The 25,088-nt window shown below is 38.4% G+C and carries 28 protein-coding genes; 19 read left to right on the plus strand and 9 right to left on the minus strand.

What is annotated here, in order from left to right; all coding sequences use genetic code 11:
• Window position 1: 1 nt before the first annotated feature.
• The 3 genes from J8L85_RS10635 to ribD are packed head-to-tail and all read right to left on the minus strand — an operon-like array spanning window position 2 to window position 2,566.
• Entirely contained in the window at window positions 2-892 is an 891-nt protein-coding gene (locus J8L85_RS10635) for a GRP family sugar transporter (RefSeq protein ID WP_211017083.1), read from the minus strand.
• A complete protein-coding gene (locus J8L85_RS10640; protein ID WP_211017085.1) occupies window positions 892-1,494 on the minus strand; it encodes an HAD family phosphatase in 603 nt (200 codons plus the stop codon). The genes J8L85_RS10635 and J8L85_RS10640 overlap by 1 nt, the downstream gene beginning before the upstream one ends.
• Window positions 1,472-2,566 (minus strand): bifunctional diaminohydroxyphosphoribosylaminopyrimidine deaminase/5-amino-6-(5-phosphoribosylamino)uracil reductase RibD, encoded by a 1,095-nt coding sequence (ribD, locus tag J8L85_RS10645; protein ID WP_247656632.1) that lies wholly within the window; start codon window positions 2,564-2,566, stop codon window positions 1,472-1,474. The genes J8L85_RS10640 and ribD overlap by 23 nt, the downstream gene beginning before the upstream one ends.
• Before the next feature lie 103 nt (window positions 2,567-2,669).
• Between ribD and J8L85_RS10650 the strand changes: the two genes are divergently transcribed.
• From J8L85_RS10650 to J8L85_RS10675, 6 genes are read left to right on the plus strand one after another with little or no spacing between them, the layout of a single operon-like run.
• The gene (locus J8L85_RS10650) at window positions 2,670-3,155 is read left to right on the plus strand and encodes a GNAT family N-acetyltransferase (protein ID WP_211017087.1); all 486 of its coding nucleotides are present in this window, start codon (window positions 2,670-2,672) and stop codon (window positions 3,153-3,155) included.
• A gap of 2 nt (window positions 3,156-3,157) precedes the next feature.
• Window positions 3,158-4,006, plus strand: coding sequence for a peptide chain release factor N(5)-glutamine methyltransferase (prmC, locus tag J8L85_RS10655; protein WP_211017090.1), 849 nt, complete (start codon window positions 3,158-3,160; stop codon window positions 4,004-4,006).
• Window positions 4,006-4,587: a TIGR00730 family Rossman fold protein gene (locus J8L85_RS10660; RefSeq protein ID WP_211017092.1), complete on the plus strand. Its 582-nt coding sequence runs from the start codon at window positions 4,006-4,008 to the stop codon at window positions 4,585-4,587. The genes prmC and J8L85_RS10660 overlap by 1 nt, the downstream gene beginning before the upstream one ends.
• Window positions 4,588-6,582, plus strand: a complete 1,995-nt coding sequence (gene ligA, locus J8L85_RS10665; protein WP_211017094.1) for an NAD-dependent DNA ligase LigA — start codon at window positions 4,588-4,590, stop codon at window positions 6,580-6,582.
• Between the two features lie 9 nt (window positions 6,583-6,591).
• Window positions 6,592-7,830, plus strand: a complete 1,239-nt coding sequence (locus tag J8L85_RS10670) for a sodium:proton antiporter (RefSeq protein ID WP_211017096.1) — start codon at window positions 6,592-6,594, stop codon at window positions 7,828-7,830.
• On the plus strand, window positions 7,827-8,123 hold the full coding sequence (locus tag J8L85_RS10675; RefSeq protein WP_211017097.1) for a hypothetical protein: 297 nt from the start codon (window positions 7,827-7,829) through the stop codon (window positions 8,121-8,123). The genes J8L85_RS10670 and J8L85_RS10675 overlap by 4 nt, the downstream gene beginning before the upstream one ends.
• A 52-nt stretch (window positions 8,124-8,175) precedes the next feature.
• Here the strand turns inward: J8L85_RS10675 and J8L85_RS10680 are convergent, their stop codons facing one another.
• The 3 genes from J8L85_RS10680 to J8L85_RS10690 are packed head-to-tail and all read right to left on the minus strand — an operon-like array spanning window position 8,176 to window position 10,329.
• Window positions 8,176-8,628 carry a GNAT family N-acetyltransferase gene (locus J8L85_RS10680; RefSeq protein WP_211017099.1) on the minus strand — a complete coding sequence of 151 codons (453 nt, stop codon included), beginning with the start codon at window positions 8,626-8,628 and terminating at the stop codon, window positions 8,176-8,178.
• A 4-nt stretch (window positions 8,629-8,632) separates the two neighbouring features.
• Window positions 8,633-9,541, minus strand: a complete 909-nt coding sequence (locus J8L85_RS10685) for a metallophosphatase (protein ID WP_211017101.1) — start codon at window positions 9,539-9,541, stop codon at window positions 8,633-8,635.
• A 2-nt stretch (window positions 9,542-9,543) separates the two neighbouring features.
• Window positions 9,544-10,329 carry a 5'-nucleotidase gene (locus J8L85_RS10690; RefSeq protein ID WP_211017103.1) on the minus strand — a complete coding sequence of 262 codons (786 nt, stop codon included), beginning with the start codon at window positions 10,327-10,329 and terminating at the stop codon, window positions 9,544-9,546.
• 45 nt (window positions 10,330-10,374) lie between these two features.
• Between J8L85_RS10690 and J8L85_RS10695 the strand changes: the two genes are divergently transcribed.
• From J8L85_RS10695 to J8L85_RS10755, 13 genes are all read left to right on the plus strand, one after another.
• Window positions 10,375-10,908 (plus strand): hypothetical protein, encoded by a 534-nt coding sequence (locus tag J8L85_RS10695; protein WP_211017105.1) that lies wholly within the window; start codon window positions 10,375-10,377, stop codon window positions 10,906-10,908.
• A gap of 3 nt (window positions 10,909-10,911) precedes the next feature.
• Complete coding sequence (gene dapA / locus J8L85_RS10700; RefSeq protein ID WP_211017107.1) at window positions 10,912-11,802, plus strand: 4-hydroxy-tetrahydrodipicolinate synthase; 891 nt, start codon at window positions 10,912-10,914, stop codon at window positions 11,800-11,802.
• A gap of 124 nt (window positions 11,803-11,926) precedes the next feature.
• Window positions 11,927-12,748, plus strand: coding sequence for an outer membrane protein assembly factor BamD (bamD, locus tag J8L85_RS10705; RefSeq protein WP_211017109.1), 822 nt, complete (start codon window positions 11,927-11,929; stop codon window positions 12,746-12,748).
• Between the two features lie 18 nt (window positions 12,749-12,766).
• Window positions 12,767-13,093, plus strand: a complete 327-nt coding sequence (locus tag J8L85_RS10710) for a DNA-directed RNA polymerase subunit omega (RefSeq protein WP_047247767.1) — start codon at window positions 12,767-12,769, stop codon at window positions 13,091-13,093.
• A 5-nt stretch (window positions 13,094-13,098) separates the two neighbouring features.
• Entirely contained in the window at window positions 13,099-14,304 is a 1,206-nt protein-coding gene (gene coaBC, locus J8L85_RS10715; protein ID WP_211017111.1) for a bifunctional phosphopantothenoylcysteine decarboxylase/phosphopantothenate--cysteine ligase CoaBC, read from the plus strand.
• Window positions 14,297-15,184 (plus strand): DUF4835 family protein, encoded by an 888-nt coding sequence (locus J8L85_RS10720; RefSeq protein ID WP_211018257.1) that lies wholly within the window; start codon window positions 14,297-14,299, stop codon window positions 15,182-15,184. The genes coaBC and J8L85_RS10720 overlap by 8 nt, the downstream gene beginning before the upstream one ends.
• A 54-nt stretch (window positions 15,185-15,238) precedes the next feature.
• Window positions 15,239-16,891 (plus strand): DNA repair protein RecN, encoded by a 1,653-nt coding sequence (gene recN, locus J8L85_RS10725; RefSeq protein WP_211017113.1) that lies wholly within the window; start codon window positions 15,239-15,241, stop codon window positions 16,889-16,891.
• 76 nt (window positions 16,892-16,967) lie between these two features.
• On the plus strand, window positions 16,968-17,774 hold the full coding sequence (locus J8L85_RS10730; protein ID WP_211017115.1) for an SDR family oxidoreductase: 807 nt from the start codon (window positions 16,968-16,970) through the stop codon (window positions 17,772-17,774).
• A 65-nt stretch (window positions 17,775-17,839) separates the two neighbouring features.
• Complete coding sequence (locus J8L85_RS10735) at window positions 17,840-18,850, plus strand: glycosyltransferase (RefSeq protein WP_211017117.1); 1,011 nt, start codon at window positions 17,840-17,842, stop codon at window positions 18,848-18,850.
• A 2-nt stretch (window positions 18,851-18,852) separates the two neighbouring features.
• Complete coding sequence (locus tag J8L85_RS18105; RefSeq protein ID WP_211017119.1) at window positions 18,853-19,812, plus strand: YbbR-like domain-containing protein; 960 nt, start codon at window positions 18,853-18,855, stop codon at window positions 19,810-19,812.
• Window positions 19,812-20,402, plus strand: coding sequence for a dephospho-CoA kinase (gene coaE / locus J8L85_RS10745; RefSeq protein WP_247656633.1), 591 nt, complete (start codon window positions 19,812-19,814; stop codon window positions 20,400-20,402). The genes J8L85_RS18105 and coaE overlap by 1 nt, the downstream gene beginning before the upstream one ends.
• A 74-nt stretch (window positions 20,403-20,476) precedes the next feature.
• Window positions 20,477-22,057 carry a HAMP domain-containing sensor histidine kinase gene (locus J8L85_RS10750; RefSeq protein ID WP_211017122.1) on the plus strand — a complete coding sequence of 527 codons (1,581 nt, stop codon included), beginning with the start codon at window positions 20,477-20,479 and terminating at the stop codon, window positions 22,055-22,057.
• A gap of 7 nt (window positions 22,058-22,064) precedes the next feature.
• Window positions 22,065-22,781, plus strand: a complete 717-nt coding sequence (locus J8L85_RS10755) for a response regulator transcription factor (RefSeq protein WP_211017124.1) — start codon at window positions 22,065-22,067, stop codon at window positions 22,779-22,781.
• A 59-nt stretch (window positions 22,782-22,840) separates the two neighbouring features.
• Here the strand turns inward: J8L85_RS10755 and J8L85_RS10760 are convergent, their stop codons facing one another.
• The 3 genes from J8L85_RS10760 to J8L85_RS10770 are packed head-to-tail and all read right to left on the minus strand — an operon-like array spanning window position 22,841 to window position 25,086.
• A complete protein-coding gene (locus J8L85_RS10760) occupies window positions 22,841-23,326 on the minus strand; it encodes a gluconokinase (RefSeq protein ID WP_211017126.1) in 486 nt (161 codons plus the stop codon).
• Window positions 23,316-24,239 carry a tRNA (adenosine(37)-N6)-dimethylallyltransferase MiaA gene (gene miaA / locus J8L85_RS10765; protein ID WP_211017128.1) on the minus strand — a complete coding sequence of 308 codons (924 nt, stop codon included), beginning with the start codon at window positions 24,237-24,239 and terminating at the stop codon, window positions 23,316-23,318. Before miaA ends, J8L85_RS10760 begins: the two co-directional genes overlap by 11 nt.
• A complete protein-coding gene (locus J8L85_RS10770; protein WP_247656634.1) occupies window positions 24,232-25,086 on the minus strand; it encodes an ion transporter in 855 nt (284 codons plus the stop codon). The genes miaA and J8L85_RS10770 overlap by 8 nt, the downstream gene beginning before the upstream one ends.
• Window positions 25,087-25,088: the final 2 nt, after the last annotated feature.

Genomic DNA, 25,088 nt, shown 5'->3' on the forward strand with positions numbered 1-25,088 from the left:
TTTATGAAAATAAAAAGGTTTGTATTTTATTGCCAAAGGCTACAAGGATTATACTGGTGACCGATAATGCTATTCCGATCCAATTCTTAGGGCTTATTTTTTCTTGAAACAGAATAATACCTAGTAAAGTAGATAGCATAACTATGGCTACATTGTTCAATGTAAATATTGAAGCACTGTTTAAAGTATTTGAGTCTAGGGCCTTCATTAAGAAGTAAATAGAAAAGTAATTAGGAATACCTAAGCAGATGCCCCCAAGAATGTTTTTTATGTTGATTTTGATTGGGTTTTTTAAGGTTTTGAATATGATGAATAGAATGCCCGTGCAGGCTGCAGATCCAAAAACAATGGCTGAAAATAAAGGAAACTCTTTTTCTTTTATATATGTTTCCTGTGCGAATTTAATACAGGTATCTATGGCGCCGGACCCTAAAAAGACAAGTAAAGGGAGTAGTAGAGAGTGTTTGTTGGTAATGGTGTTCTTTTCTTTTGTGGTGGCTAGATAAACAGCAAATAAGGCCAGTATGATTCCACTTGTTTGAAGAAAGCTCAAGTGCTCATCGAACATGATTATTCCGAATAACACCGGTACGACCAATGACATTTTTGTGGCTATGGACGCTACGGAAACCCCCATTTTCTGCGAAGTGGCGGCCATTAAGTTGAAAACGACGATAAATAGTATGCCTAGGGCTATTGTGCTTAAAAACCATGGTTTTGTAGGTATTTCCGATAAGTTTACTGTTCCGTTATAAAAAAACAGTCCTGCGCCGCATGCAATTATGTAGTTGGTGATAATAGCGTATAAGGTCTGTATTCTATATTTTGTGTAGAGTTTAAAAATTACAAATATTAGACTGGAAGAGAGGATGCTTAAGCCTAGGTATTGCATTATAGTTTATTCTTTAGTTCTATAATGTCTTCGTGTCCAACCTGTAGGTTCCAGCATTTTATGCCTAATTGTGCGGCGCTGTCCGTGTTTTCTTCGGTATCGTCCACAAAGAAGGTTTCATTGGCGTTTAATCCGTTTTTTTCTAATACGAACTGATAAATATCCGCATTGGGCTTTCGCATATTTATGAGGTGTGACAGGTAGAACCTTTCGAAACAATTTTTGAATTTTTCATATCGTTCCGTTCCCATGTTTTTTATAACCTGCTCTATGTGAAGTTCGTTGGTATTGCTTAATAAAAACAATCGGTATGAACCTTCTGATGCTAAAGAGGTAATAAAGTCCAATCGGTATTCCGGGAAGTCAAGAATAATGGAGTTCCAGGCTTCGATTATTGAGGTCGGGGTGGCTTCTGGGAAAATTCGATTTATGTTATTGATAAATTGTTGGGTCGCTATTTTTCCAGTTTCGTATTGTTGTCCTAATAACTCTAATTCCTTGGTCGGGTTTGTGTATCCAAAAAGGGACATTTTGTCGAATACGGCTTTTTTGTCCAAATTGATGAAAATATCGCCAAAATCAAATATGATGTTCTTGATCATTTCTTAGGATTGTTAATTGATCGTTTATCAGTTGTTGTCTATGGAGTATGGTTCCTTTGATTGTAGGTGCCTTAACTCCGTTGTCAAATGTTGAATTGCCTTTAAAAATTCTAGCTTCGTCCCATAGGTTTGTGTCGATAAAACTTTGTAGTGTCATAGAGCCCCCTTCTACAATAATGCTTTGAATGTTTGATTCGTGCAGGGTTTCGCAGATGTTATAGGTTGCATTTTTTGAAAAATCAATATGTTTATAATCACCAGTTTCTTGTATTTTATCTAAATTATTAATTGAGGTTATTATAATGGTGCTCTGTTTTTTTTCATGAATATGAAAACTGGACGGTATTTTTAGGTTTTTGTCCAAAACTATCCTGATTGGGTTTTTTCCCGACCATGTGCGTACATCTAGTTTTGGGTTGTCTTCCAACGCTGTATTTGTTCCTATTAAAATGCCTTGTTCTTCACTTCGCCACTTGTGGACCAACTGTCTTGAAATGTTGTTGGTGATCCAGAAAGGTTCGGGGTTGGTGTTGCGCATTTCTTTGGAAGGGGCTATAAAGCCGTCCGATGTTTCCGCCCATTTTAAAATAATATAGGGGCGTTTTTTTTCGTGAAAAGTTAAAAATCGTTTATGATGCTCCCTGCATTCTTCCTGTAAAACTCCGGTTGTGACCTTGCATCCGGCATTTTCAAGTTTTATAATGCCTTTGCCCGCTACTTTTACGTGGGGGTCTTTAAGGCCGATTACAACTTTAGGTATTTTATGCTCTGTAATCAGATCGGCACAAGGGGGCGTTTTTCCATAGTGCGAACATGGTTCTAAGGTAACGTATAAGGTGGCCTTTTTCAGAAGATTTTTGTCTTTCACGCTATTAATGGCGTTTACCTCGGCGTGTGCGCCCCCAAAGGGGCTTGTGTATCCTTCTCCTATTATGGTGTTGTTGTAGACGATTACGGCACCCACCATAGGGTTTGGGGCTGTTTTTCCCAATCCACATGTGGCGATTTGGATACATCTGCGCATGTACTTTTCGTCTATCGCCCTTGTATTTGGTGTTTCTGCGCCTTGCATTAGGTGGCTTTTATTTTTATTGGTGTATCTACTTTAACTTTTTATGCATTTCCTGTATCTTCACCCGTCAAAAATAGCACTTTAAAACTAGCTAGCGTAAACAATGAAAGGCCCTATTATAAGAGAAATAAAAAAAGAGGATAATGCTTCTGTTGCAGCGGTGGTTCGAAGGGTTTTAGAAGATTTGGGGGTTCCTAAGGTAGGTACGGCCTATGCTGATAAGGCTTTGGATCATATGTATGAGAATTATCAAAGGCCCAGGGCCAGTTATTTTGTGGTAGAAGATGGTTCTGAGGTTGTTGGTTGTGCTGGCGTAGCTCCGTTGGACAATTACGAAGGTAATGTTTGTGAGCTGCAAAAAATGTATTTTTTGGAAGAGGCCAGGGGTAAGGGTATCGGAGGTAAGATGATTCAAATGTGCTTGAAAAGGGCAAAGGAGTACGGATTTGAGAAATGTTATCTTGAAACCATGCCTTATATGAAGGTGGCTCAAAGATTATATATTAAAAATGGGTTTGAATATCTAGATGCTCCATTGGGCGATACGGGGCATTACTCTTGTCCGGTCTGGATGATAAAAGAGTTGTAACGATGCAGTTAAGGGAAATTAAGAATATTTTTCACAAAGAGCTGGATGATCTTTATGGGGAGCGAGAGGTCGCCAGTTTTTTTTATATGCTTATTGAGCATTTTTTAGGGCTTCAGCGCTTTGTGTTGGCTATGGAGCCTAATTTGGTTGTCGATAAAGGGCAAGAGACCCCAATGTTTAAGGCGTTGTCAGAATTAAAGGGTTATAAACCTGTGCAATATATTATTGGATCTGCCCATTTTATGGACATGACGTTTAAGGTGGGGCCTGCGGTATTGATTCCGCGTCCAGAGACAGAAGAGTTGGTTAGGTGGGTATTGAGCGATGTGGGAGAGATAAAAGATATACGGTTAAAAGTTTTGGACCTTGGTGCGGGTAGTGGCTGTATTTCGGTGGCCCTTGCCAAGAACTTGAAAATGGCCGAGGTGACGGGCGTGGATATTTCGGATGAAGCTATAGAGATTGCTAAGAAAAACGCTCTTGAAAATGGTGTGGAAGTTGAGTTTTTAAAATCTGACATGTTAACTCTTACTATTAAAGAAAAGTATGATATAATAGTTTCTAACCCTCCTTATGTTAGATGTTTGGAAAAAAATAAAATGAAAGAAAATGTAATTTATCACGAACCGGAACTGGCATTGTACGTGTCCGATGAAGACTCATTGGTATTTTACAGGGCTATTGCGAATTTTTCGGAGAAAAGTTTAAAAACAGATGGTATTTTATACCTCGAAATCAATCAATATCTTGGTAAGGAAACCGTAGACTTATTCGAAAAACATAATTTTAAAAAAGTAGAGTTGCGGAAAGATATGTTCGGTAACGATCGTATGATTAAAGTAGTAAAGTAATGAAAAGTGTTGTTGTTTTTTGTGGTAGCAGTGAAGGGTTTGAAAATGTTTTTGGGGAACAGGCTTATGTTTTGGGAAAAACATTGGCAGAAAAGAATAGGACCTTGGTGTACGGTGGTGCAAAAATAGGGGTCATGGGGAAAGTGGCGCAAGGAGCTTTGGAGAATAAGGGTCGTGTAATCGGGGTGATTCCTGAATTTTTAAAAATTAAGGAAGTGGTGCATGAAAACTTGTCAGATCTTATAGTGACCCAAAACATGCAAGAACGTAAACTAAAGATGCACGAGTTATCGGACGGAATTGTAATGCTTCCCGGAGGGTTTGGAACCTTGGAAGAATTTTTTGAAATGTTGACGTGGTCTCAATTGGGCCTGCATCAATATCCGATAGGAGTTCTTAACATCAATGGTTTTTATGATGAATTGTTGCAAATGCTATGGAAAATGGTAGGTATGGGTTTTGTGAAAGAAACTGATTATAGGTCTATTCTGGTAGATGATGACGTTCTTGGATTGTTACAAAAAATGGATGATTATGCGCCGAAACCTGTTCCTAAATGGATAAATAAAGAACAATTGTAAATGGATATTTCTAAAAAAATAAATGAGCTTAGAGAAGAACTCAGGGCTCATAATTACAATTACTATGTGCTTGATAATCCGACGATTTCAGACTTTGAGTTTGATATGAAGTTGAAGGAGCTACAAGCCTTGGAAGCTGCGCATCCAGAGTTCTATGATGAAAGCTCTCCAACTCTTCGCGTAGGTGGTATGGTCACCAAGAATTTTGAAACGGTCGTTCATGAACACAGAATGTTTTCTTTGGACAATAGTTATTCAAAAGAAGACTTGGAGGATTGGGAAAAACGGATACAGCGTAATCTGGGCGATGTTCCCGTTCAGTTTACTTGCGAGTTAAAATATGATGGGGCTTCCATTAGTATTACATATGAAAAAGGAAAACTTGTAAGAGCGGTTACCCGGGGCGATGGTATTCAGGGGGACGATGTTACCACCAACATAAAAACAATAAAATCGGTTCCATTGCGCTTAAAAGGCGACTACCCCGAAAAGTTTGATATTAGAGGAGAGATAGTCTTGCCTTTTGATGGGTTTCTTAAAATGAACGAAGAGCGTATAGAAAACGGTGAAGATCCGTATATGAACCCTAGAAATACCGCTTCGGGAAGTTTAAAATTGCAAGATAGCGCGGCTGTTGCACAGCGGCCTTTAGAATGTTTGCTTTATAGCGTCGTGGGAAAGGACCTTAATATTTCTACCCAGTTTCAGATGTTGCAAAAAGCACGGGAATGGGGTTTTAAAGTACCTACCGTAGCCAAATTGTGTAAGAATACAGAAGAAGTAATGGAGTTCGTCAACTATTGGGACGAACACCGGCACAATTTACCTTATGAAACGGATGGTGTAGTGGTAAAAGTGAATAATCTAGAGCATCAAGAAGAATTGGGTTACACGGCAAAATCACCGCGATGGGCCATGGCCTATAAGTTTAAGGCGGAGCGCGTGTTCACGGTATTGGACTATATTTCATACCAAGTGGGGCGTACAGGTGCTATCACACCCGTCGCCAATCTAGAGCCGGTGCTTTTGGCCGGTACTACCGTAAAGAGGGCATCATTGCATAATGCCGACCAAATAGAAAAGTTGGATGTGCGTGAAGGTGATACCGTTTTTGTTGAAAAAGGAGGAGAGATCATTCCTAAGATAGTGGGGGTAGATCTTTCTAAAAGACCTAAAGATTCGGTGCCTACCAAATATATTACCCATTGTCCTGAATGTGGTACGCCTCTGGAGCGTAAAGAAGGTGACGCCAAGCATTATTGTCCTAATGAGTATGGCTGCCCCCCGCAGATTACAGGGCGCATTCAGCATTTTATATCCAGAAAAGCAATGGATATCGAAGGTTTGGGGGCAGAGACCGTGGAGCTGCTTTTTAAAGAAGGCTTGATACGGGATTATGCCGATTTATATGATTTGACCAAAGAACAAGTATTGCCTTTGGAACGTATGGCGGAGAAATCTGCGGATAACTTGATCAAGGGGGTGTTAGATTCGGTAAAAGTACCTTTTGAACGTGTTTTGTTTGCATTGGGAATTCGTTATGTAGGGGAGACGGTAGCTAAAAAATTGGCCAAGGCATACAAAAATATAGATGCGCTTATGGCGGCCACGGTAGAAGAACTGGTGACTGTAGATGAGATTGGTGAACGCATTGCCGAAAGCGTCGTGTCTTTCTTTCAAAATGACAAAAACCAAGAAGCTGTAGCAAGGTTAAAAGCTCACGGCATTCAATTTGAGCTGTCTGCCGATAAGTTGAAAAACCAGACCGAAGTTCTAAAGGGGCTCACTTTTGTGGTGTCGGGTGTTTTTACGTCGGTCAGTAGAGACGAACTTAAAAAACTTATAGAGGACAATGGCGGTAAGGTTGGTTCTTCGATTTCTTCCAAGACCAGCTATCTGGTGGCCGGGGATAAAATGGGGCCGAGTAAGCGCGCAAAGGCCGAAAAATTGAATATTCCCATTATATCGGAACAAGATTTTTTACAAATGATTTAATATCGGGTTATGGATTATTTTATAATTAGTGCGGTTTTGGTATCTATATCGGCCGCTTTTGGTTACATCAATGTGCGTTTTCTTAAACTGCCGAATACGATAGGACTTATGTTGATCACTATTGTGTTTACATTGGCGGTCTTTGCTATCAGTTTTGTGGACGATACCTTGTTAAATGCCGAAAAGTATATTATTACGCATATCGATTTTAGAACGGTGCTACTGGATATTATGTTGAGTTTTCTGCTTTTTGCGGGGGCTTTGCATACCAATTTTGAACAATTAAAAGTGCAGCGTTGGCCAATTTTGGTTTTTTCTACCCTAGGGGTACTGGTATCTACCTTTTTGGTAGGAACATTTATTTATTATATGCTACAATTGTTTCAAATGAACGTGCAGTTTGTTTATTGTCTGCTGTTCGGTGCTTTGATTTCTCCTACGGATCCTATTGCGGTGCTCGGTATTTTAAAACAAGCGGGGGCTCCTAAAAAATTAGAGACCAAAATAGTGGGGGAGTCCCTTTTTAACGATGGTGTCGGGGTAGTTGTATTCTTGACAATATTTCAGTTGGCCTCTTCCGGTAGCGCTGAGTTTGAGCCAATGGCCATTTTAGAATTATTCGGGGTAGAAGTGATTGGTGGAATAACATTGGGTCTCTTTGCTGGGTGGATTACCTATAGGTTAATGCGATCTATAGATGATTATGATATTGAGGTAATTATTACCCTTGCGGCAGTTATGATGGGTACCGTGGTGGCACAAAAACTTCATGTTTCCGCACCGTTGGCAATGGTTACTGCAGGTTTGGTGGTAGGTAATGATACCGTGCGTAATTCTGCCATGTCGGAAACTACGGAAACTTATGTGGACAAGTTTTGGGAGTTATTGGATATTTTGTTGAATACCTTATTGTTTGTGCTTATTGGTATGGAGATGCTGGTCATTAGTTTTGAAACCAGTTATATTGTGGCCGGTTTGGTGGCGATTCCTATTGTATTACTGTGTAGGTATTTAAGTTTGTTGTTGCCCATCAAGTTTTTTCAAGAAAAGCTGGACTTTGTTCCTAAGACTAATTTAGTAATGACGTGGGGCGGGTTACGAGGAGGTATTTCTATTGCCTTGGCCTTAGGGTTGACAGAAGCAATGCATCGAGATCTGTTTTTGGTGATAACCTATATTGTGGTGGTCTTCTCTATAATTGTTCAAGGACTTACGGTAGGTAAATTGGTAAAAAGAGTAACAACATGATGCCTGTTAATTATACAGAATTTGAAGAAACGCTCAAATTAGAGAGTCCGCCAGTACATTGGTCAGAAGCTTTAAAGGCTCTTTGGTTCGATGCGAAAGGGGATTGGGAGGCCTCTCATAATATTGCCCAAGATATGTATAGCCATCTAGGTAGTTGGATCCATGCACATTTACATAGAAAAGAAGGTGATAGGTTTAATGCGGGTTATTGGTATAGGCAGGCCAATAAAGCCTATCCTGAAATCTCTTTAGATACGGAATTAAGGGAGTTGGTGGAATTTGTATTGGGTTGACTCTTAAGAAACGGCATCTTTATTAAAGCTTGTTAAAGAAAAGGGTGTTGAGTTACGTGAGGAGCTTTTTAAAACATACGCTGTTATCTACACCTTCGTATGGTGGGTAGTTCGCCGTTACCCTGTAATTGTTCTTGGTGTACAGGGCTATAGCTTCGGGTTGTCGTAACCCGGTTTCCAATACGCAATAGTTGTAACCTAGTTCTTTGGTCCATTTTTCCAGTTCGGTGAGTATAATCGATGCTATTCCATTTCCTCTCATACCAGGCTTCACGTACATGCGTTTTATTTCCATACAATGGTCGTCGAATGGCTTTATGGCGCCACAACCAACCGCTTCTTCGTTTTTGAAGTAGACAATACAATGGCTTAGTTGGTCCATACCGTTAAATTGAGCGTAAAAGGTATTGTCTTTTCCGTCTCTTTTGGCGAGGTCGGCATCCAAAAGAGCTACCAATGTTTTAAAATGGTTATTGGTAACGTTCGTTCTTAGAATACCGTTCATGTGATTATACCTTTATAGCTATGCCATCCGCTTTGTTTCCGTCTGAACCAAAATAGAAATCTACCCGTCCTAGATTAATGCCAAAACAGCCCACTTGGTTTACTAATATGTCGTCATCTACGGCATTTTTAACTACCACCGGTTTGTCCAAAAAGGTGTGGGTGTGTCCACCGATAATAAGATTTGTGTATTTTGTGCGTTTTGCCAATTCCAAATCTTGCGGACGATTTTTGTTCTTATACTCATAGCCTATGTGTGAAAGACAGATAACAAGATCGCAGTTTTCGTTCTCCTTTAATTGGCGTTCTGTATCCGTTGCTATTTCGTAAGGATCTAAAAACACGGTTTCTTTGTACAATTTTTTTGTTACCAATCCCGCAAGTTCAATTCCAAGGCCATAAACGCCGATTTTGATACCGTCTTTTATAAAAGTCTTGTAGGGTTGGGTGTGCCCATCAAGCACAGTATTTGAGAAATCGTAATTTGCGGAAAGGAAATCGAACCCTGCATGGGGCAATTGGGCCAAAAGACCCTCTATGCCATTGTCAAAATCATGATTTCCAATGGTGGCGGCATCGTATTTTAGCATACTCATAAGCTTAAATTCGAGCTCCCCGCCATAAAAATTAAAATAAGGGGTTCCTTGAAAGATGTCGCCCGCATCCAATAAAAGTGTATTTGGGTTTTCTTCACGTATACTGTTTATCAGACCCGCACGTCTTGCAACGCCTCCTAATCCCGGAAAATCCGAATGGTCGTTAGGGAATGGGTCGATATGACTATGAACGTCATTTGTGTGTAGAATAGTTATGTGCTTCTTTTTTTGGGTGCCACAAGAATTTAGGGTAAGAGAACCAGTTCCAACTAAGGCACTGGTAGCTATTGTATTTTTTATAAAGGTTCTCCTTTTCATACTTAGTCTAATTTGTAATATCTGTCATCAACTTTAGCGGTAATGGTGTCCACTTTTGTGAAATAGTCGATCATAGCATTTCTAATTTTATAATCAATCTCGATGATTTCATCGGCGTCTTTAAAAAAGCCCATATTGTCGCCTCCGGTAATTAGGTAATTGGATGTGGCTACGTAATAGGTTTTGTTCTTATCAAATGGTTTGCCCTGGATTTTTAAGCTGTTGAGGGTGTTGTCCGCATTTAGTACTATTTGTATGCCGGCTACCGGATGTGGTCTTTTAGATTTAATAAGGTATGAGACCATATCCAAAATCGAAGAGCCTTTTAATGAGGCAACGGCCATTGTATTTTCAAAAGGCATTACCTCGTAGGCGGTGCGGGCGCTAACGTTGCCTTTTGAAATAACGGATCTTATACCGCCATGGTTCAACAGAACAAAGTCAATGTCTTTTCCGGTGCGTTTTTTAAATACAGGGGAGGCTTGTAGTAATACGATGTCGGCCATCAGGTTACCTGCCGATGTGTTGTATTCTCCATCTGTTTTGGTAATCTTGTGAGGTGCATAGGCTAAAGTGCTGTCCAATACAGAGTTTACGTGGTCGTGATAGGGTTTAACAAAATTGGATATTTCTTCAACCGAGTGGTAAGTGCTATCTACGACAATCTGTTTTGCCGCTATATCGGTAAGGGTTTGTGGAGACTGTTTGCAAGAGCCAACCAATCCAATTGTTGTAATTATAACAAAATGTTTTATTTTTAAATAACTAAAGTGTTTTAACTTCGCCATAGAGTTGAACGGATATTATTTACATTTGTACAAATGTAAAAATACATGTTTTTAAAAGGAATTAAGGACAAGTTTAAACAGAAATCTGGTCGCAAATACATAAAGCAGGCCCTTGAAAAGCCTAATTATGTTAGTACCAGGGAAAAAGGAATAAGTTCTTTAGGTTGTATTGTTGATTTGGATAAGTTTGAGAAATCGGATTTGTTTTTTCAATTCTTGGAAGATTTTTCTTTGCGCCCCAATGCGGTTAAAATCATAGGGTACAAGAGTTATTACGATAAGAACTCTCCATATTCCACTCCTGTTTTCTCTGATAAGGATTTAGGTTGGAACGGTGAAATAGAGAATAGTTATGCTCTAGAGTTCTTGAGTCGGGAGTATGATTTGTTGGTCAATTATTACAATGAGAACAGTTTGCTTTTAAACTTAATGTCCGTTAAGACCAAGGCTAGGATCAAAGTTGGTTTTAGTGAGGTGGGCCCTGACTTTAATGATTTAATGTTGGATACACCGATAGAGGATTTTAAAATATTCAAGGCCGAGTTAAAAAAGTATTTAGGCGTTTTTAAAGAAATATAGATTATGGAACATTTAAGAGGTACGGGAGTTGCGTTGATTACACCTTTTAAAGCAGATGGAAGTGTAGATGTTGATGCTCTAGTAGATATTGTTTCCTTTAATAAGGAAGGTGGGGTCGATTACCTTGTTGCATTGGGTACCACGGCAGAATCGGCAACTTTGACCAGTGAAGAAAAACAACTGGTTCTGGATACCGTTGTCAGGGCCAATGCCGGTGCATTGCCTTTGGTCGTAGGTGTCGGGGGTAATAATACGGTTGGGGTGGTCCAAGATTTAAAAACATTGGACCTGTCCGCTTTTGATGCGGTACTTTCGGTATCTCCTTATTACAACAAACCGACTCAAGAAGGAATATACCAACATTTTAAGGCAATTTCACTGGCTTCCCCAAAACCCATAATATTATATAATGTTCCAGGAAGAACAGGTAGTAATATGCTATCTACTACTACGGTTAGGCTGGCAGAGGATTTTGAGAATATTGTAGCGATCAAGGAGGCTTGTGGCGATATGGTACAAATTATGGAGCTGTTGCAGAACAGACCCGAAGGCTTTCTTGTGATTTCGGGTGACGATATTACAGCTTTGCCTACAATTTTAGCGGGTGCCGATGGGGTGATTTCTGTAATCGGACAAGGATTGCCTTTTGAATTTAGTCAGATGGTGAAGCTTGGCCTGGAAGGCAAAACAAAAGAAGCATATCATTACCATTACATGTTGCAAGAGGGTATGAAACTTATTTTTAAAGAAGGGAATCCTGCGGGAATAAAGGCCATATTCGAAATTTTGGGCTTGTCAAAAGCGAACGTTAGATTGCCTTTGATAGAGGCGAGCTCGGGCTTAAAGAATCAAATAGCCCAATTTATTACATCGCTATCTAAAGTACCCGCATAACTGGAATTGCGTTAAATCTTACCCAAAAACATCGGTTTTGTAGTTGGTTGATGCTATTTTTGATGGATTAAAAATGTTTTTTAAATCCATTGATAATCACTAATTTTGCAAAATGTTTTTTAAAATGAGGAGAATTTTTGTTTTAGGGCTATTCGTAGTCACTTTTCAATCTTGTAGCGAGTACCAGCAAGTACTTAAGAAAGATGATATTAAGGCTAAGTATGAAATGGCTCAAAAATTCTATGAGGAAGAGGATTACAAAAGGGCCAATAGGTTGTTTGAGCAAATAGCGCCCAAATATGTAGGTAAGCCTCAAGGTGAAAGGGTGATGTTCTTTTTGGCCGACACGTATTTTCAGCGAGAGGATTACAATATGGCCGGATATCAGTTCGAACGTTTCATTAAATCGTATCCTAAGAGCGATAAGCTTATACAGGCTTCTTTTTTAGGGGCGAAGAGTTATTATATGTTATCTCCAAATTATTCTTTGGACCAGACGGATACCGATAAGGCTTTGTTGAAATTGCAGAACTTTATAAATGCATACCCTGATTCAGAATATTTTGATGATGCCAATGCCATGGCACAAGAGCTCACTACAAAAAAGGAAAGAAAGGCGATCGAGATTGCCAAGCAATTTAACAAATTGGGTGAGTTTAACTATGAGGTTTTAAAATCGGCAGTAGAAGCCAGTGATAATTTTATTTCAGATTACCCGGGATCTATCTATAGGGAAGAAGCTTACTTTGTTAAATTAGATGCTTTGACGCATTTGGCTTTAAACAGTTATGAGCAATTACAGGAAGAAAGGTTGAATAAGGCAAAAGATGCTTACTTTACTTTAAAAAAGAACTATCCGGAGACTAAGTTTGAAAAAGAATCCGATAATTTATTGGGGCGAATAGAAAAAGAATTACAAAAATTCAATAATAGAGAATCAAAATAAACAGTTTCAAATATGAACATGAACGATTTAAAAAACTCCAAGGCACCAGTTTCAACGGTTACCATTAACCGAAATGAATTTGACAAGCCGACCGGTAATATTTATGAGGCAATTTCCATTACTGCCAAACGTGCCGTTCAGATCAATTCTGAAATCAAAAAGGAGCTTTTGGAAAAATTGGAAGAATTTGCTACCTATAGTGATAGTTTGGAAGAGGTTTTCGAAAATAAGGAGCAGATAGAGGTTTCAAAGTTTTATGAGAAACTACCAAAACCACATGCCTTGGCCGTTGAAGAATGGTTGATGGATAAGATATATCATAGAAATACCGAGAAAGACGCATAAGTAGTATGTTGAGTGGCAAAAACATCCTTTTAGGCATTACCGGAGGGATCGCTGCTTATAAGACAACTTTTCTTGTACGGTTATTAATAAAAGCTGGCGCTACTGTTAAGATTGTTCTTACCGATAGCGCCAGCTCTTTTGTTTCCCCACTTACCTTGGCCACATTGTCGAAGAATCCAGTGGTTTCCGATTTTGTAAAAAACGAGAACCATATAACGGATTGGAACAATCATGTAAAGTTAGGGTTATGGGCAGATTTAATGATAATAGCGCCTGCAACGGCCAATACCTTGTCTAAAATGGCGTCGGGTAATTGTGATAATCTGTTGATGGCCTGTTACCTTTCTGCCAAATGTCCTGTTTTCTTTGCTCCTGCCATGGATTTGGACATGTATAGGCATCCGACTACAAAGACTTCTTTTGAAAGGTTAGAGTCATTTGGTAATATAATGATTCCGGCAACTTCGGGGGAGCTTGCCAGTGGCCTGCACGGAGAGGGGCGTATGGCAGAACCGGAAACGATACTTTCGTTTATAAAGGAATATTTATTACAAAGCCTTCCTTTAAGAAACAAAAAAGTGTTGATTACGGCGGGCCCCACGTATGAAGCCATAGACCCTGTTCGTTTTATAGGTAATCATTCATCTGGTTTAATGGGATTTGAGCTTGCCAATGCCGCAGCTAAACTAGGGGCACAGGTAACTCTGGTGTCCGGGCCTACCCATTGTACCATAAATAACGACTTGGTGACCTTGGTGCGGGTGGTTTCCGCAGATGAAATGTACGATTGTGCCCATCAATATTATTCTGATGCCGATATCGTTATTTGTGCCGCCGCAGTGGCCGATTACAAACCAAAAGAGCAAGCTGAGCAAAAGATAAAGAAATCGGACACCGAATTAAATATAGCCTTGGTCAAGAATAAGGATATATTGTTTTCATTGGGGCAAATAAAGAAGAAGCAGTATTTGGTCGGTTTTGCGTTGGAAACGGAAAATGAGCTAGAAAACGCAAAAGGAAAATTGGAACGTAAAAATTTGGATGCCATTGTTTTGAATTCCCTTAATGATAAAGGAGCCGGTTTTGGGGGCAATACCAATAAAATTAGCTTTATAGATACCAATTTGACAATACAAACGTTTGATTTAAAAACCAAGGCAGACGTTGCCAAGGATATTCTTAATGAAATCATTAAAAGACGCTATGCGTAAGTTGTTATTTGTTTGTCTCCTAATTAATGTGTTTGTACAGGGCAGAGCCCAGGAATTGAATTGTACGGTCACTATAAATTCTGAACAGGTATCCCAGACAAATCAGCAGGTTTTTAAGACTTTGGAGCGTTCTTTGAACGATTTTGTGAACAAGAATAAGTGGACGAACCGCGTCTATAAGGAAAATGAACGGGTAAATGCCCAAATGTTCATTACCATTACCGAATACGAATCCGATAGGTTTAAGGGGAATATTCAAATTCAATCCTCAAGGCCTGTGTACAATACCTCTTACGAAAGTTCTGTTTTTAATTATAAAGACAATCAGTTCGATTTTCAGTATATAGAATTTCAGCCATTGGTGTTCAATGAAAATGTATTCGAATCTAATTTAGTAGGTGTTATTTCTTATTATGTTTACATTATACTTGGTTTGGATGCAGATACTTTTTCTTTGGAAGGAGGTACTGATTTTTATAGAAAGGCCCAAAACATAGTAACCCAGGCACAAGGTGGTAGTTACACGGGGTGGAGCCAATCTTCGGATAGAAGCCGTTTTGAGCTAGTTGACAACTTGTTGTCCAATACTTATAAAGAATACCGTATAGCAATGTACAATTACCACCGCAAAGGGTTGGATATTATGGCCGATAACAATAGCACCGGAAAACAAATAATTGCCGGTACCATGAAACTTTTTGAGACCATGATCAATAGAAGGCCGAATGCCTTTTTGATCCAGACTTTTTTTGATGCCAAGTCCGAGGAGATTCGAAATATATTTTCCGATGGCCCTAAGGTCGACATTGTAAAGCTTAAGAATACGCTGAACAAAATAGCGCCATTGTATTCCAGCACTTGGAACGACATTACGTACTGATTCTTTTTTCAGTCCAGAATATAGACTACCTTTGTTTTTCTAAATTTCTGAGATTTGTTATCCAATCTTTCTATTGAAAATTACGCCTTGATCGATAGCTTAGAAGTAAGCTTAGATGGTGGTTTTACGATTATTACCGGAGAAACGGGAGCAGGTAAGTCTATTTTTCTCGGAGGTCTTTCATTGGTATTGGGTAAACGTGCCGATCTATCCTCTTTGCGAAACAAAGACAAAAAATGTATCATAGAAGCTTATTTTCAGATCAATAACTATGGTTTAAAACCATTTTTTGAAAAGTATGATTTGGACTATGAAGCAAGTACGGTCATACGGAGAGAAATTTTGCCAAGTGGTAAATCTCGTGCTTTTATAAATGATACGCCCGTAACGCTAGATGTGCTTTCAAAATTAGGAAGCAGACTTATAGATATACACTCGCAACATCAAACAATGATGTTGACAGAAAACGATTTCCAGTTAAAGTTGATAGATGCCCTGGCGGACAATAGAGAGCGTTTGGTATTTTTTAGAAAAACACTAGCGGAATATAACGAAACAAAAAAGGAACTTCAGCAGTTATTGGATTTTCAGGGGAATGCCCTGAAAGAACAAGATTACAATGATTTCTTGTTGCAGGAGTTAGAAACCGCGCCGTTAAAGGAAGGGATTCTTGAAGAGTTGGAAGAGCAATATGCACAGCTTAACAATGTGGAATCCATTATGGAGGAGCTTTCCAAGGGAGACCAATTGTTAAACGATGAACAAATTGGGGTGTTGTCGCTGATGGGGGAGTTAAAATCTACTTTTTCCCGATTGGCCGATTTTGGAAGTCAATATGCGGAATTGAATCAAAGAATGCAATCTGTGTTTATAGAGTTGGACGATATAAATACAGAATTACAGAATTTTAAGGATGGTGTGGAGTCTAACCCGGTTTTATTGGAAGAAATAAGCGGAAAGTTGCAATTACTGTACAACCTTCAGAAGAAACATAGCGTTTCGGTTATTTCGGATCTGATCAAGATTAAGGAAGACCTTTCTCAAAAAGCCTTTGAGACTGCGCATTTGGATGAAAAAATAGCGCTTACGGGCAAAAAAGTTGAGGAACTGGAGTCTTTGCTAGAGGAGCAGGCGACGGTGTTGAGGGAAAAACGTACAGGCGTTATTCCGAGTTTAAAAGAAAAATTGGAGTCCGATCTTTCCCTTTTGGGGATGCCAAGTGCTTCCTTTAATATAAGCCTCTCGGATGCCGCCAGTTTTAAGGTGAACGGAAAAGACGACCTTTCGTTCTTGTTCACCGCCAATAAGGGCAGTGATTATGGTGAGTTGAAAAAGGTGGCTTCCGGAGGAGAACTGTCAAGAATAATGTTGGTCATAAAATCCATTTTGGCAAAATATGAAAAGCTTCCTACGATAATGTTCGATGAAATTGATACGGGCGTATCCGGTGAGGTTTCGAATCGTATGGCTGATATTATGAAAGAAATGAGCAAAGAGATGCAAGTGTTCTCTATTACCCATTTGCCACAAGTGGCCTCTAAGGGCGATCATCACTTTAAAGTTTATAAGACAGATGGCCCCGAAGGAACAAAAACGAATATGAAAAAACTGTCGAAAGACGAAAGGGTAGTGGAATTGGCGCAAATGTTGGGAGGTAAGGAAATTTCCGATTCCGCTATGGCCCACGCCAGACAGTTACTTAATTAAAATACCATACATTAAAATCGGATTGGTATATTTTAAATATCTTTGATTTGTATAATTAAATATAGAACCAACAAACATGGCTTATAATCTATTAAAAGGAAAAAGAGGAATCATATTTGGGGCATTGGATGAAAATTCAATAGCTTGGAAAACAGCACAAAGTGTACATGATGAAGGCGGCACATTTGTTTTGACGAATGCACCAATAGCAATGAGAATGGGGCAAATTAAAGAGTTGGCAAAAAAGACCGGTTCTGAAATTATTCCGGCAGATGCTACCAATGAGGAAGATTTGGCCAATTTGGTTACAAAATCAATGGAAATCTTAGGCGGTAAGTTGGATTTTGTATTGCATTCTATAGGTATGTCTGTAAATGTTAGAAAAGGAAGATCCTATACAGATGAAAATTATGATTTTACGGCAAAGGGTTGGGATGTTTCCGCTCTTTCTTTCCATAAGGTAATGCAATCTTTGTATAAGGCGGATGCAATGAACGAATGGGGCAGTATTGTAGCGTTGACCTACATGGCTGCACAGCGTACTTTTCCCGATTATAACGATATGGCGGACAATAAGGCGTATTTAGAGTCCGTTGCCCGTAGTTTTGGATATTTCTTCGGAAAAGAGAAGAAAGTTCGGGTAAATACCATTTCGCAATCGCCTACTGCAACTACGGCAGGTCAGGGAATCAAAGGATTTGATGGCTTTATCAATTATGCGGAAAAAATGTCTCCCTTAGGTAATGCAACGGCACAAGACTGTGCGGATTATACGATTACTTTGTTCTCCGATTTAACAAGAAAGGTAACCATGCAGAATTTATTTCACGATGGTGGTTTTTCAAATACGGGAGTTAGCCAAGAGGTTATCGATAAATTTTAAAGGGTATCGGTTTTTGCCATTAGGGCCTGTTTTGGCCCAAGGCGTTTAATTACCTAAAAATAACAATGGATCTATCGTTTTCCTTTATAATTCCTGTCTATAACAGACCTAACGAAATTGAGGAACTTTTAGATAGTCTCTTGTCGCAGACGTACACGAAAAACTATGAAATAGTCATTGTAGAGGACGGTTCTTCGTTGCCATCCAAAGAAGTGGTAGAACGTTTTACCGATAAGTTGAATATCTCTTACTATCAGAAACCCAATTCTGGCCCTGGTGATTCCCGTAATTATGGAATGCGATTGGCCAAGGGCAATTATTTTATTGTGTTGGATTCTGACTGTATTTTACCTCCTCAGTATCTGGTAGAGGCAGAGAAAAGCCTGCTAGAACAATTTGTTCATTGTTATGGTGGCCCGGATGCGGCCCATACGTCTTTTAGTAATGTGCAGAAAGCGATCAACTATGCCATGACCTCTTTTCTTACAACTGGAGGCATTCGTGGTCGAAAAGATGCCGTGAATAAATTTCAACCAAGAAGTTTTAACATGGGTATCTCCAAAGAGGCGTTCGAAGCTGTGGGAGGTTATGGCAATATACATCCGGGTGAAGATCCAGATCTGACCATTCGAATATGGAATAACGGGTTTGAGACAAAATTGATCCCTGAAGCTTTTGTATACCATAAAAGACGTATTGATTGGAATAAATTCTACAACCAAGTCAAAAAATTTGGAATGGTACGGCCCATTTTAAATAAATGGCATCCCACAACCGCGAAAATTACCTATTGGTTTCCGACATTTTTTACCTTGGGATTACTGGGGGCATTGGTTTTGGCGATTTTTGGTATTTGGTGGCCTATCGCGTTTTTTGCTTTTTATTTTGTCTTACTGTTTGTAGATGCATTGTTGAAAACCAAGAACCTTAAGGTTTCCGTAATGGCGCTATTTGCTACCTGTGTTCAATTTTTTGGATACGGACTGGGTTTTTTGAAGTCTACCATATATACTACCTTTAGTAAAAAGTCTCCAGAGACACTTTTTCCGAAATTGTTTTTTAAGACAAATGATTAATTGTGATAGTAGAACGAATTAAAGCGGGTTTAAAGAAGAGAAAGGTCAAATTATTTTTGATTTTTTTGTTTTTCTCCTTTTTGGCTTGGTTTATAAACAACCTGTCCAGAACATTTGTTAGTACCGCATCGTTTAATCTGGAATATGTAGGCACGCCAAAAAACCTATTGCTTGCCAGTCCTCCAAAAAGTAGTGTAAATGTAAGATTAAGGGCTGTTGGTTTTCAGTTTGTCGGTTTTGGCATCAGAAAAAAAAGTATTCAAATAGACCTGTCGGAGGTACAGAAAAAAGATTCTATTTACTACATACCTCCTTCTGTTTACAAAAGGCAAATAGATAGGCAGTTGTCTGCCGATATGACTCTTTTAGATGTGGACAATGATACTATTTTTGTTGATTTCACCAAGGTTGTGACAAAGACCGTACCCGTGCTTCCAAGAATCAATTTGAGTCTGGCCAAGAATTATGAAATAGAGGATTCTTTGAGCATAGAGCCTAGAATGGTCAAGATTACAGGGCCAAAGAGCCAGATAGATTCTATTCGTAATGTTAGAACCTCCTTTTTAGAACTTTTAGATGTGGATAAGGATTTTTCTGTAAAAAGTACCTTGGTAAAACCTAGGGAGTTGGACAAGACGGTATTTGAGCCTACATCGGTAACCATTTCCGGGAAGGTCTATCGCTTTTCAGAAAAAGTATACAATGTACCGGTTACTATACTTAATGTTCCCGACAACGTAAAAGTTAGAATGTTTCCCGATGTTATAAAAGTGGTCTGTCAGGCAAAATTAGAACGACTGAAAGAAATGGATGCCGATGATTTTTTGATTACGGCAGATTATGCCCAAGTAACCGGAAGCAGTCAAAATATAATTCCTGTTAAATTGTCAAAAAAACCAAAGGGGATAAGTAATGCTATTTTAAGCACACAAGAAATAGAATTTATATTAAGAAGGGAATAATGATTGTAGGACTAACGGGAGGAATAGGAAGCGGTAAGTCTACCGTAGGCAAAATACTCGAAGAGTTGGGGGTTCCTGTATATAATTCCGATGTTGAAGCTAAAAAACTGATGCAATCGTCGGAAACCATAAGAAAAAAACTGATTTCTTTGTTTGGCGACCGAGCTTTTGATGGTGATGTGCTGAACAGGTCTTTTATTGCCAAAAAGGTTTTTAACGATAAAAATATATTACAAAAATTAAACAAAATCGTACATCCAGAAGTGCGAAAACATTTTCTTAAATGGTATAGCGAACAAAACACTTCTTATGTTGTTCAAGAAACAGCACTACTGTTCGAAAACAAAGCTCAAGACCTTTATGACAAAATTATTTTAGTTACCGCTCCTAAAGAATTAAAAATCCAACGACTTTTAAAAAGAGATGGTAGTACCGAGGAAGATATATTGGCTAGAATGAAAAATCAGCTCAAGGATTCGGAAAAAATTAAACTAGCCGATTTTGTTATAGAAAATATTTTTCTGGAGGAAACAAGAAAAAAGGTAGAGGAAGTGAATAAGGTTCTATTAAAATTATGCCAGAACCAATGAATTTTAACATTTGTGTTAAGGTTTGGTTAAACGTACTATGGGCTTCCCCGTAAATATTTAATTTTAACATTAAAATGGATAAGAGGTTATTTATACTCTTGGTTGTTCTAATGAGCCTCTCGCTTGTTGGATTGATATTTGTTCAAAGTTTTTGGATAAAAAAGTCGGTTGAAAATAAGGAAGAACAATTTTCGAACGTAGTTTCTGAAGCCTTGAACAGTGTTACCAATCAAATTGAGGAGCGCGAAAAAAAGAACTATTACGATAGATATCTTTACGCAAAGGACAGCGTTGGAGAGGTAAAGGATACACAGTTCAGAAATTTCTTTTTCATTGATAGGGATGTCAACTCTAACGAGATACTGCTTTATGAGCATGGTATCCTTGAGGAAGATTATGGTATCTCGTCCACGTTCTTTGATAACGGTGAAGTTGGAGATACCACCTTCATTAAAAATTACACCAGTAAACGAACAACTTCGATTTTTAAGGAAGATTACGATACAGAAGGCAAAGCTTCTGTACTGACGCCTATTCAAAGAATTGAAAAGATAGGAGGTTTAAGGGAATTTGATAAATTGGCCATGGAAGATTTGTTTACGACCTATGCCAAGCGTGTTCCCATACACAAACGGGTAAGCAAACAGGAGATAGAACTTTTGCTACAACGGGAGTTAAGAGACCGCGGAGTAGATATAAGCTTTGAGTATGGGGTTTACAGTAAAGGATTGCCCACAAAGCTAAAATCGAGAAAGTTCAAGTATTCGGAATCTAATGTCTATAAATCCCCTTTGTTTACCGATTTTGAAGGGATATCAAATTTTGACCTTTTGGTTTCGTTTCCAGAGAAAAAGCGTTTTTTGGTTCGGTCAATATTAGGATTGGCGTTACTGTCACTTTTGTTTACCTTAATTATTGTAATCGCTTATTCCGGAGCTATTTATCAATTAATTAAACAAAAGCAGATATCCGAAATAAAGTCCGATTTTATCAATAATATGACCCATGAGTTTAAAACGCCCATAGCTACCATAAATTTGGCGGTAGAGGCTATTAGAAACCCAAAGGTTATTGGTGATCAAGAAAAAATATCCCGCTATCTACAAATGATAAGGGATGAAAATAAAAGGATGCATGCACAGGTAGAAAATGTACTGAGGATTTCTAAATTGGAAAAAAATCAATTGGATATTAGTAAGGACAGGGTAGATGTGCACGACATAATAGAAGATGCCATTACGCATGTAGAGTTGATCGTGCAGGATAGGGGCGGATATATAGAAACGCATTTAGATGCAAAACGATCAGAGGTTTTGGCCAATGAGATGCATTTTACCAATGTAATCGTGAATATATTGGACAATGCCATTAAATATTCTATAGATCCTCCAAAAATAGATGTATATACAGAGGTAGCCAAGAATAACATAATCATTAAGGTAAAGGATCAAGGTGCCGGAATGAGCAAAGCGGTATTAAAAAGAGTTTTCGAAAAGTTCTATAGAGAGCATACTGGAGATATTCACAACGTAAAAGGCCATGGATTAGGATTGGCATATGTAAAAAAAATAGTAGATGATCATCAGGGAGAAGTATATGCGGAAAGTGAAAAAGGAAAAGGAAGCACTTTTTACATAAAACTACCTTTAATTTAAAAAAATTATGGAAACAGTTAATAAGAAGATACTTTTAGTAGAAGACGACCCAAATTTTGGTATTGTCCTAAAGGATTATTTGTCTATGAACGACTTTGATGTGACATTGGCAAAAAATGGGATGGAAGGGTTTGAAAAATTCAAGAAAGACAACTATGATATTTGCATTCTTGATGTTATGATGCCTTACAAAGATGGATTTACCCTTGCAAAGGAAATAAGGGAGAAGAACGAGAATGTACCTATTGTTTTCTTGACGGCAAAAACAATGAAAGAGGATGTTCTTAAAGGTTATAAAGCCGGTGCCGATGATTATCTGAACAAGCCTTTTGATTCAGAGGTGCTTTTAATGAAGATCAAAGCGATACTTCAAAGAAAAGCCTCTAGTAGCCTTGCAGACAGTAAGAAATTTGAATTTGAGATAGGAGGTTTTCATTTAAACTCTAAACTTAGATTTTTGAAATATAAAGATGAAGAGGCAATTAAATTATCTCCAAAAGAGAATGAATTGTTGCGTTTGTTGGCGTTGCATGAAAACGATTTGATGCCAAGGGAATTGGCATTGACAAAAATATGGAGAGACGATAATTACTTTACGTCTAGAAGTATGGATGTATATATAGCCAAATTGCGTAAATATTTAAAAAGAGATGAAACCGTCGAAATTTTAAATATTCACGGAGAAGGTTTTCGTTTGGTCGTAAAGACGGACGAAGAACAATAGAAGAAGATAGATTTTAATTAAAGATAATAAAGAGGCCTTTATAGGGCCTCTTTTTGTATTTATAGCTGTTGTATGATTTCTTGTATGGTTTCCTCTGGGGTTAAATCTGCGGAAACTATGATTGCATGCTTGGGTTCTTCTAAAGTATCGAATTGGGATTGTAGCAAGTTTGCCGGCATAAAATGATTTTTTCGCTGTTGAAGCCTACGGTTTATCTGTTCCAAATTGCCTTTTAAATAGATAAACCTACAATGATCAAGACCGTTTTTTAAAAGTTCTCTATAGCTTTTTTTAAGCGCCGAGCATACGATTACGGCTCCTTGGGGTTCATTTGATTTTGCAAGTTCGTTCAATGTTAGTAACCAACCTTTTCTATCATCGTCGTTCAAAGGGGTTCCGCCGGCCATTTTTTCAATATTGGCTTTTGGGTGATAGTCGTCACCATCAAAAAATGGGATAGTTAAAGTTTCTGCCAATAATTTTCCTATGGTAGATTTTCCACTGCCCGATACACCCATTACATATAAAATAGGTTTATTCTTCATCGTTTAATTTTAAAAGAGCTTTGTTAACCATTGTAATCATGTCTTCGTTCTGGTAGTCATGAGCGATCCATAACGTATCCGGTTTTTTCTTAAACCAAGTCAATTGTCTTTTTGCAAACCTCCGGGTGTTTTTTTTAACCTCCGATATGGCAAAATCCAAATCCCAAACACCTGATAAATATTCGAACAATTCTTTGTATCCTACTGTTTGTAGGGCATTTAAGTCCTTGAATTTTAAAAGGGCCTTAGCTTCTTCCAAAAGTCCCGATTGCATCATTATATCTACCCTTTGGTTAATTCGATCATAAATAATACTTCGATCAGCAATTAATCCAACTTGTAAAACCTTAAAATTGCGTTGGTCTTTTGGTTTTTCAAGAAAACCAGAATAAGGTTTGCCGGTACCGATACATATTTCGAGGGCCCTAATTAAACGGTGCGGGTTGTTAATATCTACTTTTTTGTAATAGGTTGGGTCTAGTTTTTGCAGTTTGTGCTGCAAACTTTCTATTCCATTTTTATCAAACTCTTGGTTTAGTTCTTTTCGTACAACCTCATCTACTTTCGGAAACTTGTTTAATCCGCTAGTAACCGCATCTACATACAGGCCACTACCACCGACCATGACCACAATATCTTTTTTCTTGAAAATTTCATCGAGTAGATCCAGGGCGTCTTTTTCGAAATCACCCACAGTGTAGGTGTCGTGTATTCTCTTGTGTTGAATAAAATGATGCTTGGCACTCTTTAATTCGGTATCCGATGGCACGGCGGTACCTATGGACATTTCTTTGTAAAACTGTCTGGAATCTGCCGATATGATTTCGGTATTGAAATGGTTTGCCAAGACAATACCCATTCTGGTCTTGCCTATTGCTGTGGGGCCGACAACGGAAATGAGAACTTTATTCATTTAAAATACTTCCGCAGTTATAACAATATAGGGCATCGTCCCTATGGCCTTCTTTGGCGCAATTAGGACAAGCTTGTGTGTTTACATGAACAAAACTTTCTACCGCATTAGAGCCATCTTTATTGGTTCTTTTTCCAAATTCTACGGTCACAATTCCCGTGGGCACGGCAATAATGCCATAACCCAATAACATTATGATCGTTGCGATAAATTGTCCTTGTGGGGTAATAGGGGCAATGTCCCCATAACCGACCGTTGTAAGGGTCACTATGGTCCAATAAATACTTGTGGGTATACTGGTAAAACCTGCTTGGTCACCTTCTATTATGTACATCAACGTACCTAACATTACCGATACGATCAAGACTGCAAAAAGGAAAACCGTAATTTTTGCCCTACTGGCCTTTAAGGCCCTTTTTAGTTGACTGGCCTCTCCTAAGAATCTAACCAGTTTTAGAATTCTAAATACTCTTAACAGTCTAAAGGCCCTTACGGCCAATAATACCTGTGAACCGGCCAAAATATAGGATAAGTATAAGGGGATAGTGGATAAAAAATCTATAATGCCATAAAAACTGAAAATATATTTCGAGGGTTTTTTTATACAGACAATTCGGGCAATATATTCTATGGTGAAAAATATGGTAACGATCCATTCAAGGGTAAGTAAGAGGTAATGATATTCTATATCTATACTTTTAACGCTCTCTAACATGATCAGTAGAACACTAAAAATGATAATAATGATCAAAATAATATCAAACCATTTACCCATTGGGGTATCTGCTTCATAAATGATTTCATGAAGTCTATTTTTCCAATCGGTCTTTGACTTTTTTGTTTTCAATG

The sequence above is a fragment of the Maribacter sp. MMG018 genome (genome assembly GCF_018100785.1).
Lineage (GTDB): Bacteria > Bacteroidota > Bacteroidia > Flavobacteriales > Flavobacteriaceae > Maribacter.